The following is a 15,284-nucleotide window of genomic DNA, read 5'->3' on the forward strand; positions in this document are numbered from 1 at the left end:
GAACGACAAGGCGGGACGGTATAAGAGAAGGTGTTGCGTTCGTCGTGAGAGAGGGTGATGGAAGCAGTTGGGAGCGTAGAAGCTAACCTGGAACGCCCAGTTGTCGCGCCATTGAGGCTGGTCTTCAGCCTGAGCGTTGCAGTTGGGGAAGAACCTTCAACAAAGCGAGAGCTCGCCTTGAGCCGGAGCCAGCCCGCAGCGCTTCTGGTCGGCATGGCCGGAACAGGGAAGAGCGTCCTCGCCATGCATCTTGCGCACCAGGCGCTCAAGCAGGGCGTCCCCCATGTTTGTGTCGCGCTGCCGCCCGAACTGGTCACTGGGGACTCAAGGAAAGCTTCGCCTATGGATCTGGCGCCAGTGCTCTACCGGAATCTGCGCTCGGAGTTCGGATTACGGATCGATGCGCGCGCTGTTGCGCCGATGGACGACTTGTGCAGCGTGTGTGCGGATCTGCCCAGGGGGTCGCTCGTCATTGCCGACGAGGCAGCCGCCATGGTCGCCTCTCGGGACGTGGCACGGGAGTGGATCGAGTGGTCGCATCGCGAGGGGCACTTCCTTCTGATGGCGACGCAAGTGATGGACGATCTCTTCGATGACTCGGCCTCTGCGGTGAATCGGGGCGCGTACTTGAAGCTCGGAATGGTGATTTCCGGGCGGCATGCGCACGGGTACGCGTTGGGCGAGAAGGCGCCGAAGCTTGCTGGTCTGGCGGTACGCGGGGCAACGACACTGGTGTATCCGCCGCGGGGAAAACGAGAGTTCTTCGTTGGTGCCTTGGGGTTGGTGGGAGGGGGGCTAATGAGTGTCCCGCTCTTCGGAATGGACGGCGGGAGATACTAGAGCCCGAATGAAAAAGCCCGGTCGTCGAAGACGATCGGGCTGGGGGGGTTATTGATCAGTCATCCGAAGTGGCGCATTGCTAAACCACTTCGGTGTGACATGTGGCAAGCATTCCGCCGGCCAAGGTATAGGTGACGCCATGGGCATCGCGAAGCGCTTCGGTGCGGTGCTTGCGCATGAAGGCCTGGATGCGATCCTGCGTCGATTCCGGGAGCTGCGTGCCGGGGACATGCCTGCCCATGAAGCGCAGCCAGGTGTCCGGATGGTGACTTGGCATGGTTTTCATAGGGACTGGTGTGAGGACGTAAAGCTGTCCCGCTTCGGTCGTGATACCGATGGTGGGTTGTGTTTCCATTTCGCCTCTCTGCTGGAGAAGGTTGAAGAAATTGTGGCGCGTTAGCGGCGAAGTCAGGTCGGTTGATGCTGGTGGCGATACACCCAGTCCCCCAGAAACTCGATCCAAGCTTCAGGATCGGCCGCAAGGGCTTTTGGATTATCGTGAACGATGTGCTTCGTGCCGTCGGCGAGGATCTCGACCAGGCATGACGCGTATCGGGCGGGCCGGCAGTTCGGTCCTTCGAAAAAGTCCAGGTGCCCGGGGTCGATGCAGGCGCCCTGCTCTTCCGTCAGCGTTGCGATCACCTGGTCCTCGGTGCCGTAGAGCTTGATCAGCACGGGGGAGCCAGCGCCGCCTAGGTTTACGTTATGGAGCCCGAGGTGACCAAAGCGTTTGGAGGGTTTGCCTTCACGCATGATCGTTCTCCTTTGCCGAACAGAGCGCCTCGTCGAGACGTTGCTCGAGTTCCCGAATCGCAGCGTCGATCTCGAGTTGGTCGCAGGCATGTACGTTGGCGCGACCCACTTCGATCGCTGCCTTCATGACGCCGCGCAGCAAGAATTCACGCTTGGCTCGCAGACTGATTCGCGAACCCGCGATGTGGGCTTCGATCCAGACGCCGGGGGATGCGTACGTTTTGACGTAGAGATTTTCTTGCCCCTCGATTTTCTCCCATGCACCGGGGAGGCGGACGGGAGCGATGCGCTCGACGAGGGCTTGAGCGCTCTTAAGCGCGCTCGCGACTTCGGGAAGCACTCCGCCAGGATGGTGTTTCGCGAGTGCTCCGACCAGATCGAGGAGTGCGTCGCGCATCTCGGGGACGGCTTCGATCAGCAGCATGGCTTTCGCGTGCTCGATATCGCAGCGCAGCGGCTCTTGCCAATCTGGTCCGAGCGCTATCACGACGGCAGCGCTGTCGCCGTTGGGCGATGCCATCAGCACGGCCTCGTTGGCTTCGCTGAGGGTGTTCGTGTGATGGCTCCATTTCCAGGGGCCTTGGGTGATGCTCTTCATGATGCGGTCCTTTGAGTGTGAGCATCCGGTCAGGGATGCCTGCGGTGTGAACGTGTCAGTGATGCTCGGAGCCAGACGACGTGGTCCGCGGCGGCTCGTGAGCATTCGTGTCGGAGACAAGCTGCACGAAGCTGAAGAATGCGCGTTTGCGTGCGGTGTGCTGCATGCAGACGTCTTGCGGTTCATCACGGAACATGTAGCAATGCCCGTCATCGGGGTGCTGCTTGTGATCACAGGTTGAGCAGTTGTTTGGGTTGGCCATGTCGATTCCTTCGATGGTGGGCATATGAGCGATAGCAAAGAGTCCTTGCATGCTTGGTAGCGATCGTCACGCCGATATACGGCTCGGGGAGCTCGGCTGTTGACATCTTCGCCGCCGCAGGACGACGACTCATCAGGCAGCCCTCGTCCGCTCTGACTCAGAAGACAAAGAAGGCCGGGATGCACATCTGCGAGGCGTGCGACGCACCGGGCGAGGGGGAGGTAGAAAGACCGTAAGGAGCCGTGCGTTCTGCGCCCCTATCACTACGTCCTCGTGTTCCCCCGACGCGAAAGGCTGTCACGAGGAGCACCAAACAGCCACCTGAGGGGACCGTGATCGCGCCCTCCATGATGCCGACAGCGCTGTTGCGCCGGAGGGTCGTGAGCTTCCTGCGCGGCTTGGGCATCTCTTTCACGAGTACAACAGCGGAAGTAACGGCAGAAAGTGTGAAGTAAGCCCTCGTGAACTTGATTTCTCCAATCGCATAATCCCATCGAATAGCGATCTCTACCTGAAAACACGCGCTGTTTACACTTGGGCGGTTTACGTCGTCCTGGAGCTCAGGGGTTCTGGCCGTTCCAAAGCAAAAACCCGCAGATCGGCGAGCCGGAACCTGAACTCGACCCCGGCTACTCGGCGGTCACCCACCCGTTCAGCGCCGACCTACAACGTCTAACCCACTTACCTGGAGAAAGCCCTAAACATGAAACTCACAACGATCCTCGTCGGCCTCACCATCTCACTGGCGGCCACCGCACTGCACGCGGCGCCTACCGCGAAACAGATCCTCGAATACCAGGGTGCAGGGGACACGAGCTGCGGCGATGACGAGCGTGGCACCGTTACGGAACTGAAGCTGCTGAGCGCCGCAGAAGCGAAAAAACTCACCTCGGGGCAGATGGAGACGGTCCCGACGTCCAAGTACCTGATGACGATCAGCACCCTCAGCCCTGCAGCCGCCAAGAGCGCAGGTCAGAAGACCGCCTGGAACCTGCAAGAAGTCGATCGGAACTCAAAGCTGGACGACTTCAAACCGATGATCGGGATCCCCAGTTGCCACTACATGGGCGACTGAAGCGGGCCGTCACTGTCATTCGACATTCTAGTAACGAGATCAAACTGTGTTCATCTTTAATATTATTCGCGCCATTCTCCTTATGTTCCGCGCGATGTTTGCCGCTGAGTCGGCCGGCGAGTTCCTTTTCAAATTAGTTCTCTGGTTTATTGGGGCGTTGGTTCCCTTTTCGTTTCTTCTCATATGGCCGAAACTTATTGATCACGGTTCGGGCGTATTGCTCAAGCGTAAAGCTGAGCGTATCGCAAAAAAGAAAGGCATCGCCATGGATCGTTATATAAAAGGCGAAAATACGGGCGCAATTGTTGACAAGAACACGAGGAACATCATTTTCTTGACACACTATGAACAATGGGAACTGGCCTTTGATCAAATCAGGGGCCTTGAGTGGGAGTGGATCGATCGTAATGGGCGCAAGACGAAAAACCATCTTGTGTTCCTCACCAACGATGAGGAAAAGCCGCTCTATAAAGTTGGCTCCTTGGATTCACATGAGGCTCAAGAATGGCATAACAGGCTGGAGATGACGCTTCAGTTGAGCTGAAATTTCAGCCCACCGACAAGCGCGAGGAGCTCGATTCATTCGGCGCTCGGAAGCACGGGATGCAGTGTCTCGGCAGCATCGAGCACATCCGATGTCGTGGCGCATCTCGGTAAGAAGAGGGAGCTACCGCCCAAAAAAGCACACCCGAAGCGAGGCCTCGGGTGTCGGGTGGTAGAAATCAGTTCAAGGCGCGAGCCCAGTGCACAGGGGCCGGCATGATGGCTGCCCAAGCCTCTCGAATTTCCGGCAGTGGAACTTGTGAGAGCGCGTTGTCCGAAACGTAGGAGGTCACCAGACGCAACATCTGCCTGGGGCCGGCGGGATGCTGACGGCCAAGGAAGGTGTCCTCGACGATGGGGACAAGGGGCCGGGGGCCTTTCTGGTTACGCGACATGCCGAGCGTGCGCTCACGATGAAACGTCTCGATCGTGCAGCGGCCCAAGGTGTCCACTTTCGCCCAGAGCCAGCGGCCGTCCGATCGCATGATCTTGAGCTCAGCAGCGGGCTTCGGACGGGTAAAGTCCAGGTCCACATACTCGATTTCCCAGCCCGCGCGTGCCATCACACGCTGACAGCGAACGAGTGCAGGCGTGAGTGGGTTGGCAGGACGTTGGCCAGCTTGAACACGTGCGTTCATGGGCGGGCCTCGTCATGCTTCAGGCTGACTGAAGATCTCGCCGCCCATGAAGGCGACCCAGGCGCACGCTTTCGCGTAGGTGGAGAAGCGCGCGTACAACTCGCCGTCCACGTTCACCGCGTAGGGATAGCACTTGTCGTCGCACCCGAAGATCGAAAACGTCGGCATGACGAAACGTGGAGCTGTGTAGAGCACCTTGCGGTCGGAAACGCGGACGATCCGGAGGATGTGATCGTCGCGGATGGGCCCGCCGAACGAGGACTGCTCTTCGAGCAAAAGAGGCACCTTGAGAATGCCGCCGCTTCGGCCGATCCGCCCCAGCACCTCAAACTCCGTGACATCCATCTTGCCGGTGTTCGGGTCCCCGTAGAACAGGCGTACGAGCTCGTCGGTGTGGATGAGACGGTTGATGATCCGTTTCACCTTTTCGGGGGTTGAGGCGCGGAACCAGGTGCCGAGGTCGCCTGCAGTGCGGGCGATATCGACGAGCGCGCGATGCTTGTCGAGCACGGTAAGCGCGCCAAACTCAGCATCGGAGGGATTGAGTTCGGGGCGCGAGAGGCGCTGCGCGAGCAACCTGGTTTCCTCGAATGCATTCGTGAAACCCCAGCAGGAGACGCCCTGCCCGCGGCTGATGACGTAGAGTTGTTGCGCGTGGTTGATGGTCACTTCCATGATGTTTGACTCCTCGAGTAGAAATCGCCGGCCAGTCAAGACCTGCGGACGTTCGCCGGGAAAGCGAACTGAAAACCTTGCAAGGAGTTGGCAGAACATGAGCGAATACAGGCAGTGCGGCAGGGTTCGTCTTATGGGACGTGGGTTCTTGCCGCCGATGGCCTGCTGTGATCTGGAATAGCTGGCAGGCTTTCGAGTGGAAGGGGTGGCGGTTTTCGAGCGCAATGGTGAAACCAGCATCTGTGCACACTCCGATTCAGTGTCATTGGCTCGGCAGTATTCAGGAGAAACCCGTGGGTAACGCTCACACAGGAGGCTGGGGCAACCTGGATCTCGAAACTCGACAATTCCCGCTGAGCGCCGCCTTGCGGGAGCGGCTTGACACCTTGGAGCCGCAATCTATCGATGTGTGTTTTGGCCCGCCTGAACTGGCTGTTGACGGGGTACGGTCGGATATCATCTTCGCGTCTGACGCTTGGCCCCATTGCGATCCCGACTGGGAGGGCTCGATGTTCTTCACGTTGACGGTGGAAGGTGGCGAGTACAGCTACGGCACGGCATCTGACCCGCATGGACATCGCGTCTCCAAGGGCAAGGTCTTCATTGTGGATCCGATGCAGTTGCATTGGCTTCGGCCGGACCCCGTCATCTCGACGTATTGGCTCGGGTTGCAGTGGACGGTCGAGAAAGAGAGGGTCGAGCATTTTGGGAGAGCGCTGCGGGCCGCCATCGATCGATGGAATGCGAAGGATTTTGTGCTGCCGACGCTCTAGTGGCCATGGCTTGAAGCGAAAACCCGCTTTGTTTTGGACTGATGAAGCGACCGCATAGAATGTTTCTCACGCGCTCGGCATGACAGCCTCGCGCACCACTCGGAAGGAGTCGCCATGCCAAGCAGCCCCCGTATTTACGCGACCACGCGCAGACGTTTTTCATGCGTGGAACTGGTGCGGCTGGGCTTCCGTCAGGAAGGCTCCGTTTGGGTGAAGCGAGGCGGCTGTCGGCAGGTGCTGGCGACCGCTTCCGGGACAGGAGAAAGTTTTCGCGTGACCCCCTATGCGCGACATTGGCGGTAGCCAAAGGCCTCACCTGCCCTTCCAGATTCCTACCTTCTCACCCGTTCAGGAGTTCTCATGTTCAAGAACGCTCAGATTTACCGCCTCGATCCCAACTGGGGCGTGACCCGCGACGAACTCGAAGCGCAGTTGGCCAAGCGCACTTTTCAGGCCTGCGGCAGCCAGGACATGGAAAGCAACGGCTGGGTGGCACCCAAGGGCGACGAGGAGCTCGTGGCAGCGGCCGGTGATCACTGGATGGTTGCGCTGATGTCGGAAACGAAGCTGCTGCCGTCGGCCGTCGTCAATGACCTCGCGGACGAGCGTGCCGCCGAGATCGCCGACCAGCAGGGCTATAAGCTTGGAAGGAAGCAGCTCAAGGAACTGCGTGAGCAGATCACGCAGGAACTGCTGCCGCGGGCTTTCAGCCGCAAGCGGGTGCTTCACGCGTGGATCGACCCCAAGGGCGGCTGGCTGGTGGTGAATGCGCCCTCCCAGTCCAAGGCCGAGGATCTGCTCGAGGCGCTTCGTCACACGCTCGATAGCTTTCCCCTCTCGCTCTTGCGAACCGAGCGCAGCCCGACGTCGGCGATGGCCGAATGGCTGGCCTCTGGCGAGGCGCCGGAAGGCTTCACGCTGGATCAGGACTTCTCGCTGAAGTCCGTCGCCGAGGATGGCGCGGTGGCAACCTTCAAACGCCACGACCTCGAGGGGGCGCATGTGAAGGAACACCTCGAGGCCGGCAAGCTCCCGACGCGCCTGGCGCTCACCTACAACGATCGGGTTAGTTTCGTGCTCACCGAGAAGGGCGAGGTGAAGAGCATCGATTTCCTGGACGTGGTGCGGGAGTCGCTGGAAGACGCCGAGGACGCTTCGGCGCTTTTCGATGCGCAGCTCGCGCTCATGGCCGGCGAACTGGGCGAGTTGATCGAGAGCCTGATTGCTGCACTGGGAGGCGAGCTCCAGAACGCGGCAACGGGCGTCGATGTCGATGTGCCGGAGAAGATGGCGTTTAACCAGTGCGCATTGGTCAGGCCGGGCGAGCGAGCCTCTGCGTGACCGACTGAAGTCATCGTGGTGATGCTCCTCGGCCAGCGGGCGCTACCTTGCGCTTGCGGATCGATGGCGCTTGTCTATGATGAAGCCATGACATGACGACGGACTTTGGCGTGAGGAGAACTCCTTACACCCCATCCGAAGTAGAGCGAATCATGGGAACCGCAGGAATTCATCGTCTTCAGCGCGTCGCCGTCGCATTTGTGAGTGCGGCAGTGCTCGCCACCGGGGAAGTCGGAGCGGCCGAAATCTCTTTGCACGTCGACATCAATGATCTGAAGTCGAAGGAAATCGAGGCCAAGTACACAACCGGCGCCGGAACGAAAGAGGTTGCATGGGTCACAGACGCGCTCCCGATGCCCAGTAAGGATAAGCAGAGCAGCGGCTGTGCGCGGATCCCTGAGTACATGGATGGCGCAATTTGCTATCGGGTCTGTGGCGGCAGCTTGGCGTCGGAACCTGTGAGCTGGACCTATGAATGGCGTAGGGCAAGGATGGGGCATAACGCCCCTTGGGAGCCATGCAACGAGAACGGATGCCGTGGCTTCAATCCTGAGTATTACGCCGCAGAGCAAAGGGGGTGCGGGCACTTCATGATTTGGCGGGGCATGAATTACGAGCGCGACCTTCGCATCCGTATCAAGTTGAACTGAGGGCTATCGCCGCCCCGTTGACGCACGCTTCGTGCTGGCACTCAGGAACGGCGCAGCCGACGAACCGTCTAACCGCGAGGCTGGAACAGCAAGGCAAGATCTTCTTCGGTAAGTGCCCCGGTCTCGTCGGAGTCCCCCCCGTCGAGGACCGTCTGGATCATGGCGCGTTTGCGTTCACCAATCTCAAGAACGCCTTCTTCGAGTGAGTCTTTCATCACGAGGATGTAGGCCGTGATGCTTTCATGGCGGTCGTCTCGCGTCAGCCGCGCGATCGCCTGGTCGATCCGCTTTGGGTTCCACCAAGGCGCAAGCACGATGATGGCCTCTGCCTCAGGGATGTCGAGCCCGACGCCGCCGACGCCCAGGGTCATCAATAGCACGTTGTTTTGGCCCTGCCGGAAAGCCTTGAGCGATGCAGTGCGAGCGCGAGGCGTCATTCGCCCATCGAGACGGCTCACGGTAGTCGTGATGGGTTCCAAGGCCTTCTCGACGAGATCGAGCATCCCCGCCCACTCGCTGGTGATTACCAGTTTCTTGCCTGTCACACCATCGGAGCCCAACTCACTGGTCAGATCGGCCGCCATGTCACAGAGCATGTCGAGCTTTGCTGCGGATGGCGCCGAGCCGATTGCCTCCGATTGCACGAGGGCGGGATGATTGCAGATCTGGCGGAGCCGGGTGATCGCACTCAGGACGGTGATGTGATTCTTGGCCAAGCCCGTCTCAGCGATCTTCTGTCGGACGTCTTCATCCAGGACGGCCCGGGTGGTCTCATAAAGACTGCGCTGTTCCTGCCCCATGTCGACATAGCGAAGAACGGTATTGACTGACGGCAGTGCGTTACCGACGTCCTTGTTGCTGCGGTGCAGGTGGTACGGAGCGGTGATCTTTCCGAGCAAGGCCAGGCGCTCAGTGACGAAAGGATCTTCTCCCCTTGCCTTGGACAGGAAAACGGAACGGAATCTTTTGTGATCTCCCAGCAACCCGGGGACGATGATGTCCATGATCGACCAGAGATCCTCTGGCCTGTTCTGGAGGACAGTCCCCGTTACGACCACCTTCTGGTTTGCTTCGAGGGCTCTACAGGCCTTTGTCTTTGCGGCTTTGGGGTTTCGAAGGTCATGGCCTTCGTCCATTGCGACGATGTGCCATGGATGGGGCAGAAAGGCGTCGATCTTAAGGGCCAGGGTCTGATAGGAAGTAATGATGGCATGACATTCTTCGCGTAGATCCTCGAGGGCGCGTCTGTCTGTTCCGTGATATACGCCGAGCCTCAACCGCGGGAAGAACCTGGCAGATTCGATGCCCCATTGCGAGATCAAGGTGGGCGGCACGATGATGAGGCTCGGGGGCAGCGCTGGGGCCGCTGCGTGCTCGGACCATATATGGGACAGAACTTGCGCAGTTTTGCCGATCCCCATGTCGTCGCCGAGGATCGCGCCCACGCCAGCAGACTGTCTGGACTTCAGCCAACCGACCCCGTAGCCTTGATAGTCCCGCAGGGTGATGTTGGCGTCTGGAAGGTTTCTTGCCTCCACTGGAACGATTGGTGCGGCGAGCTTCTGACGAAGTGCTTCTATTTCCTTGGTGCCGTGGAGACGGTAGCCTGAGTTTTCATCCGAGAATTCAAGAAGGGATAGATCGAAACGGCTGATCCGCAAGGTATCCTCGGACCGCTCCTTGCTCGTGAGCTCAAGAAGGTATCGAGCAAGGCGCTTTACCTTTGCCACAGGCACGGCGACATAGCGATCTTGCGCAATCCGGGAATACCAAAGCCTGTCGGTATCGCAATCTTCAGTTTTCAACTGATTAACGAACTTGGGCTCGCTGAGAAGCGATTTGAGTACGTCGATAAGATTGAAAGCGCAACCGTCTATATTAACCTCAAGTGAAACGGCGTACCATGCATCGCTTTTGTCTGCGGAGAAGTGCAGATCCCAAGCGGCCACGGTCGCGAGCTTGGCCGGAATGCTTTCACTGAAACGAACGGACCAGCCTGCCCGTTCGATTGCGGGCAAAAAATGCTCTTGAACGCTCAGGAGGTCGGCAGTTATTTCATTCTCGTAACCATATCCGGAGGCTAGGTGAACAGACCCGTCGACGTTTATTTCGCGTTGCAGTGCATCCCGGAGGCGTTTTAACGCAGCGGTCTCAAACTCCGTGTTCCGGTGAATACGTTGTCTCGGGTCGCCGGGAACAATGAAGCACTGTAGTGAGGAGAGTGAGATCTCGTGTTCTTGGTACTTCATCTGGACGTCACCCCAGAGCGACCAATTCAAGGTCGAGTTGAAATGCAACACAAAGATCGGTTCAGGCACAAGCCCTATGACGTCGATGGTCTTGATGGTAGGTAGAGGGGGGAGATATTTCGAGAAATTGAGCTTATCGAGGTGCTGGGCGACTTTCTCAGCTTCCTCTACCGGGAATTTACGCTGATCGTGGATGATGGCGATCAAGGCATGCGGCAGGTCTGTGTTCACTGGGCCAATCAAGCACGCGTTTACGTCGTGATACCACGGAGGGTTGGTGCGCAAGAGTCGCGCGCCCGGGAATTGGGCAACGGACGCAGTAAGGCGACATTCTGGCTCGACTTTAGAACCCACGAGTTCCCATTCGAGCTCAAGCGTCGCTTCGGGACCAATCTGAATTGGGCGGCCAGGGAAGTGATCTGAAAATAGCTTTTCGGTTCGTGCGAGCGCGTGGAAGAACGCGGAGGCGTCTTTGATTGCATGTAGGCGGAGGAACGCATCTTCGGGAAGAGCGACCCCGTCGAGCCAAAGCTGCTTGATGGCACGCAGTTCATCGGGCTTGTAGTACCAAGTGTCGGCTGGAGCATTACCGTAACCTCGCTTGAGGCCCAGCGCCCCCGCCCAAGACCCCTCCAGCTTGCGAGTGACGGACAGATTGCCGTTCTTGAGGCGCCGGGTTGTCATGAGGGTCACGCGGTCGTGATCCAGGTAGAAGAGACGCTCTCTGTCGCTCGGGGTGGTTGTTTCTGCGGGTCCGCGTGCAGGGTGGGCGGGCTGTGTGGTGAGCGAACCGATAAACTGGTCTGTAAGCGTGAGCGGGGCGGCTTTGGATGATGCCGGCACATAGCCCTGCCGGGCTCGCAGCGCGCTCAGAGCTGCAACGAAATGCACACAATCCGGGCGTCCACAGTCGCATTCTGCGTCGACGATGTCGGGACGAAAGTAACCGTACGCGCCTAAATTTCGGTCGAGCGAAAAAAGGACTGTCCACGAATTGCGTTGGTTATGGACATGAGCCGAGAAGGTTTCTCCCTGCTGGACGATCTTCTTTACGACTAACGGGGGCCATGCCGAGTCGAGCGCGCGAACCTTGTCGGTCGGCAGGGAGGCGATCAGTGCATTGAAGTCGTAGTCCGGCCCGTTGAGGTAGAAGTCGGTCATGGGTAAGTCCAGCGGCGTTGAGCTCAGTCCTGGGGGATTGTGCTACGGAAGTCCGCTGTAGGGGCACCTTTTGCGACGATGCGAAAAAAGCGCCTGGAGAACGAAGTTCTTCAGGCGCGTGGGGCGGGTTGAATGCAGCGGCTTAGCTGCTCGGGTCCTGGTTCAGCAAAGGTTCATGCTCCACATACAGGACGTTCTCGGCGATTCGATCGAAATCGGAATCGAACTGGGCTTGCGCACAAAGCCGGAGGGCTTCGGTGAGGTTGCCCGCGGTACCGAGCGAACACAGATCGGCGTCTTCGGGCTGCCACGATCTTGCCGGGTGCTGGACGGCCACGAAGGACTCGAAGATCGCGGGTCGAACGAAGGGTGACAGCGTTTGAACTTCGGCGATCGAGAACCCGCAGAAGTCGAGGCTGTGCCGGCCATCCTCGAGATCAACGACAACGAGTTCCTCGGGATTGCAGAGCTTGAGCGCGACAGCGAGTTCTTTCGCGTAGCGGATGTCGGAGGGTTTCATCTTGATGGCTCCGGTCAGTAGAGGGTGTCGGGGGTCGGATCTTCCTGGACGAACCAGGCGGTACCGGGGATCGGGATCAGATCCTCGTAGGAGCGTGAGCCGACTTCAAAAAGCGTGTTGCCGGCCAGTTTCGCGAGTTCCAAGGCCTGGACGTCATCCTCGGGCCATGAACCCGTCGGGTCGTCTTCGAAGCTGGTCCAGGCGCACTTGAGGTGCACGTCTCCTGAAGCATTGCGCACCGTGTAGTAAGTGGAGTTATCTCGCTGCCAGTAGAAGTCGGCCTCAGTGTCGATGTCTTGGATCGCCTTGTCGAGCTGATCTTCGTTGAAAGGGAAGGACAAGCTGACGGGCCTGACTTCGACGTCAGAGCCTTCCACGATGGAGCCGATGGTTAAGCCGGTGCATGAAGACCACCAGGTCTGCTCGCCTTTCGATAGGCGCGCGAGCGGATCTTCGTAGTAGACGTCTCCTCGTTGATCCGCGGGAGCAGTGAAGCTGACCCACGGACCGCAGGCTGTGGCCTTATAGAGGCAGCGCCCCCATTCGTACGGCGTGTCGACGCCTTGCTTCGAAAGAAAATCCTCCAGGTTGAAATAGGTGCGCTTCAGATCGCCAAAGAGCACCGTTATAACGTTGAGTGCCGATGCGATCTGCTGGGATGTGGGTCGGCCGCGGCGTTTTACGGTGTTGCCCAGAACCCGGGGATGGGACGGCAAGCCGGTCAGGATGGATCCATCGGGCATGACCCAGGCTGAGAGCGGGATGCCTCGAGCGTCGAGTTGCGCCGAGAGATCAATCGCCTTCTTCGGGATCGTGGCCTCCTCGTGCAGGATGCGGAGTATGGCATTGGGGCCTCTGCGCCAGACGACCTCAATGGCGAGACCGTATTGCTTTGCGACGCTTCGAAGATGAGGCACGAAGGTCTCTACGGAATCGAACTGGCAGAGGCTGCCCACCTCGCCGAAAGGTTCTCCATTGTGTAGAAGACAGAGCAAGGGATGCTCGTTGGTTGCGGGAAGGGTGACGTAGCCACCGGATACGGGTTCAATCTTGAACTTTTCCATGATGAATGCCTGATTTGTTGGGAGTGAGAAACCCGACAAACCGGCCGATGACTCCGAAGCTCAGGGAGCCCCGCGATGCTTATCGGACAGGGTCCGTACCTCGTGAGGAGGCGAATCGCCCGCGTACTGTCTGCCATGGAGCAGAGTTCAACAGCGGTCCCGGCGGGGTGCCGGGAGGGTGGATCACGGAAGGGCTCGCGTGGGGATGTAGGCCATGCGTAGCACTCCTGGGGCTGTGCCTGGACGGGTGATCCGTCGCGGCAGCAAGGTTGGTGGAACGCAGCGCGATCAGAAGCGGAAGGCGTTGCGGTGGTGATGGCTTGACGGTTCGCGATATGGGTAGTAGCAGGGATTGTTTTGTCGTCAGCCGCCTGGGATGTAGTCTGGTGTCATTAGCCCTTCCCCACTTTCCTGGAGGAGTTCTGCATGGAGATCCACATCACCGAGCACAAGAGCAAAGGCGCGCTCAAAGTCCCGGACTATGCCGTTCGCGTGTTCGTCGACCGCGACTACGGCTACGGCTACTTCGTGTCCGAGCACGCGCTTTTCGAGATGCTGAGCGCGGAACAGCAAGCGCAGTACCTGGCGAGCGATGATGTGAAGCTCGACGTTTCCGGTGATGTTGCTCAGCGGATCATCGACATTGGCCAGACGCCTTACAGGAAGCGGGCCTTATTTGGCGCTCTGGGTTGAAAGCGATTTGCTCCAAAATTGTCGAAATCATGAAATCACAGGCTGAAGGACAGCTCACCGCCGTGCAGGCGGCAGAGAAGGCAAAACGTGGGTGATATAACGACCCCTTTACGTTCGCTGCCGTGCAGGCGGTTGTGAAGGGGCCCTTCTGAGCCGGAAGACGGGTGCTCGCCGTGCGCTGCCGCGCAGGCGGTTGAGAAAAGCGCCTCTAGTGTAGTGTTGCATTCTTGAGTGTTCTTATGTGGCGGAATTTGCGATAATGCTTTGGTCATTGTTTGCGGATGCCTGAAATGCGCGTTGCGCCCGAAATCGTGTTGTCCGACGAAGAGCGAGTCGAGCTGTCGAAACGGGAGCGCTCGCAGTTGAGCAGCGTCAGGCTGGCGCTGCGTGCGCGCATTGTGCTGCTGGCCGCCGACGGGATGCAGAACAAGGACATTGCTCAGCAGTTAGGCGTGGGGCGTGTGCAGGTCTCGCGCTGGCGCGAGCGGTATGCGAGTTTGCGGCTGGCCGGTATTGAACGCGATCTGCCGCGTGGTGCGCCGCCGGCCAAGGTTGATGTCGCGCGACTGGTGGAATTGACCACGCAGACCGTCCCCACAGCCGCCACCCATTGGAGTACCCGCAAGATGGCCGCCGAGTTGGGTATTAGCGCCGCGAGCGTCTCACGGCACTGGCGCGCCAACGGCCTGAAGCCGCATATCGTGCGTGGGTTCAAGGTTTCGCGCGACCCAAAGTTTGTCGAGAAACTTGAAGACATCGTGGGTCTGTACATGTCACCGCCCGAGCACGCACTGGTGTTGTGCTGCGACGAGAAGAGTCAAGTGCAGGCACTGGATCGCACCCAACCCGGACTGCCGCTAAAGAAAGGTCGAGCGGAAACGATGACCCACGATTACAAGCGCAACGGAACGACCACGCTGTTCGCTGCGCTCAACATCTTGGATGGCCAGGTGATCGGCCAATGCCAGCAGCGCCACACTCACGTCGAGTGGCTCAAGTTCCTGAAAAAGATCGACCGCGAGACGCCGAAGGACAAGGCGCTGCATCTCATCGCCGACAACTACGCCACGCACAAGCATCCCACCGTACAGGAATGGCTCGCCAAGCATCCGCGCTTCAACATGCACTTCACGCCAACCTCGGCGTCCTGGCTCAACATGGTCGAGCGATTCTTCCGGGACATCACCACCGAGCGCCTGCGTCGCGGCGTGTTTACCAGCGTGCCGGAATTGATTAGCGCCATTGATGAGTACATCGCTCACCACAACACTCAACCCAAGCCTTTCATCTGGACCAAAAGCGCTCGCGACATCCTGCAAAAGGTCATTCGCGCCAATAGCCGCTTAAGTTCAAAACAGAATGCAACACTACACTAGCAACGTCTTCGTAAGGTCTATCAACTGTGGAGCTACTGATCTTGATTCTGAAAACGACCGGACTGTTCATCGC

17 protein-coding genes are annotated in these 15,284 nt (G+C 59.0%); 8 read left to right on the top strand and 9 right to left on the bottom strand.

Annotated features, from left to right (window positions below; translation table 11 throughout):
- Window positions 1-177: 177 nt before the first annotated feature.
- Complete coding sequence (locus tag ACMV5O_RS16955) at window positions 178-840, top strand: ATP-binding protein (RefSeq protein ID WP_416164574.1); 663 nt, start codon at window positions 178-180, stop codon at window positions 838-840.
- A gap of 79 nt (window positions 841-919) precedes the next feature.
- Here ACMV5O_RS16955 and ACMV5O_RS16960 read toward each other — a convergent pair whose 3' ends face one another.
- From ACMV5O_RS16960 to ACMV5O_RS16975, 4 genes are read right to left on the bottom strand one after another with little or no spacing between them, the layout of a single operon-like run.
- Entirely contained in the window at window positions 920-1,195 is a 276-nt protein-coding gene (locus ACMV5O_RS16960) for a hypothetical protein (protein WP_416164575.1), read from the bottom strand.
- A 53-nt stretch (window positions 1,196-1,248) separates the two neighbouring features.
- A complete protein-coding gene (locus ACMV5O_RS16965; protein ID WP_416164592.1) occupies window positions 1,249-1,593 on the bottom strand; it encodes a hypothetical protein in 345 nt (114 codons plus the stop codon).
- Window positions 1,586-2,191 (bottom strand): hypothetical protein, encoded by a 606-nt coding sequence (locus ACMV5O_RS16970; protein ID WP_416164576.1) that lies wholly within the window; start codon window positions 2,189-2,191, stop codon window positions 1,586-1,588. Before ACMV5O_RS16970 ends, ACMV5O_RS16965 begins: the two co-directional genes overlap by 8 nt.
- Before the next feature lie 55 nt (window positions 2,192-2,246).
- The gene (locus ACMV5O_RS16975; protein WP_416164577.1) at window positions 2,247-2,504 is read right to left on the bottom strand and encodes a hypothetical protein; all 258 of its coding nucleotides are present in this window, start codon (window positions 2,502-2,504) and stop codon (window positions 2,247-2,249) included.
- 652 nt (window positions 2,505-3,156) lie between these two features.
- Here ACMV5O_RS16975 and ACMV5O_RS16980 point away from each other — a divergent pair.
- Together ACMV5O_RS16980 and ACMV5O_RS16985 are read left to right on the top strand one after the other, a co-directional pair.
- Window positions 3,157-3,528, top strand: a complete 372-nt coding sequence (locus ACMV5O_RS16980) for a hypothetical protein (RefSeq protein ID WP_416164578.1) — start codon at window positions 3,157-3,159, stop codon at window positions 3,526-3,528.
- A 46-nt stretch (window positions 3,529-3,574) separates the two neighbouring features.
- Complete coding sequence (locus ACMV5O_RS16985; RefSeq protein WP_416164579.1) at window positions 3,575-4,072, top strand: hypothetical protein; 498 nt, start codon at window positions 3,575-3,577, stop codon at window positions 4,070-4,072.
- A 178-nt stretch (window positions 4,073-4,250) separates the two neighbouring features.
- Here the strand turns inward: ACMV5O_RS16985 and ACMV5O_RS16990 are convergent, their stop codons facing one another.
- Together ACMV5O_RS16990 and ACMV5O_RS16995 are read right to left on the bottom strand one after the other, a co-directional pair.
- Window positions 4,251-4,709: a hypothetical protein gene (locus ACMV5O_RS16990; protein WP_416164580.1), complete on the bottom strand. Its 459-nt coding sequence runs from the start codon at window positions 4,707-4,709 to the stop codon at window positions 4,251-4,253.
- Window positions 4,710-4,721: 12 nt separating this feature from the next.
- Window positions 4,722-5,384 carry a hypothetical protein gene (locus tag ACMV5O_RS16995; RefSeq protein ID WP_416164581.1) on the bottom strand — a complete coding sequence of 221 codons (663 nt, stop codon included), beginning with the start codon at window positions 5,382-5,384 and terminating at the stop codon, window positions 4,722-4,724.
- A 293-nt stretch (window positions 5,385-5,677) separates the two neighbouring features.
- Here ACMV5O_RS16995 and ACMV5O_RS17000 point away from each other — a divergent pair, with 293 nt between their 5' ends.
- The 3 genes from ACMV5O_RS17000 (at window position 5,678) to ACMV5O_RS17010 (ending at window position 8,148) form a co-directional block, all read left to right on the top strand.
- Window positions 5,678-6,157 (top strand): hypothetical protein, encoded by a 480-nt coding sequence (locus ACMV5O_RS17000; RefSeq protein WP_416164582.1) that lies wholly within the window; start codon window positions 5,678-5,680, stop codon window positions 6,155-6,157.
- Between the two features lie 360 nt (window positions 6,158-6,517).
- On the top strand, window positions 6,518-7,498 hold the full coding sequence (locus ACMV5O_RS17005; protein ID WP_416164583.1) for a recombination-associated protein RdgC: 981 nt from the start codon (window positions 6,518-6,520) through the stop codon (window positions 7,496-7,498).
- A 92-nt stretch (window positions 7,499-7,590) separates the two neighbouring features.
- Window positions 7,591-8,148 carry a hypothetical protein gene (locus tag ACMV5O_RS17010; protein ID WP_416164584.1) on the top strand — a complete coding sequence of 186 codons (558 nt, stop codon included), beginning with the start codon at window positions 7,591-7,593 and terminating at the stop codon, window positions 8,146-8,148.
- 68 nt (window positions 8,149-8,216) lie between these two features.
- Here the strand turns inward: ACMV5O_RS17010 and ACMV5O_RS17015 are convergent, their stop codons facing one another.
- From ACMV5O_RS17015 to ACMV5O_RS17025, 3 genes are all read right to left on the bottom strand, one after another.
- Window positions 8,217-11,558 (bottom strand): DEAD/DEAH box helicase, encoded by a 3,342-nt coding sequence (locus tag ACMV5O_RS17015; protein ID WP_416164585.1) that lies wholly within the window; start codon window positions 11,556-11,558, stop codon window positions 8,217-8,219.
- Between the two features lie 142 nt (window positions 11,559-11,700).
- Window positions 11,701-12,078, bottom strand: coding sequence for a hypothetical protein (locus ACMV5O_RS17020; protein ID WP_416164586.1), 378 nt, complete (start codon window positions 12,076-12,078; stop codon window positions 11,701-11,703).
- 14 nt (window positions 12,079-12,092) lie between these two features.
- A complete protein-coding gene (locus ACMV5O_RS17025; RefSeq protein WP_416164587.1) occupies window positions 12,093-13,142 on the bottom strand; it encodes a hypothetical protein in 1,050 nt (349 codons plus the stop codon).
- Window positions 13,143-13,568: 426 nt separating this feature from the next.
- On the opposite strand from ACMV5O_RS17025, the gene ACMV5O_RS17030 reads away from it, so the two are divergent.
- Window positions 13,569-13,835: a hypothetical protein gene (locus ACMV5O_RS17030; protein ID WP_416164588.1), complete on the top strand. Its 267-nt coding sequence runs from the start codon at window positions 13,569-13,571 to the stop codon at window positions 13,833-13,835.
- 290 nt (window positions 13,836-14,125) lie between these two features.
- Window positions 14,126-15,211 (top strand): IS630 family transposase, encoded by a 1,086-nt coding sequence (locus ACMV5O_RS17035; protein WP_416164589.1) that lies wholly within the window; start codon window positions 14,126-14,128, stop codon window positions 15,209-15,211.
- Window positions 15,212-15,284: the final 73 nt, after the last annotated feature.

Origin of the sequence: Thauera sp. WH-1 (genome assembly GCF_047806685.1) — a bacterium.
GTDB lineage: Bacteria > Pseudomonadota > Gammaproteobacteria > Burkholderiales > Rhodocyclaceae > Thauera.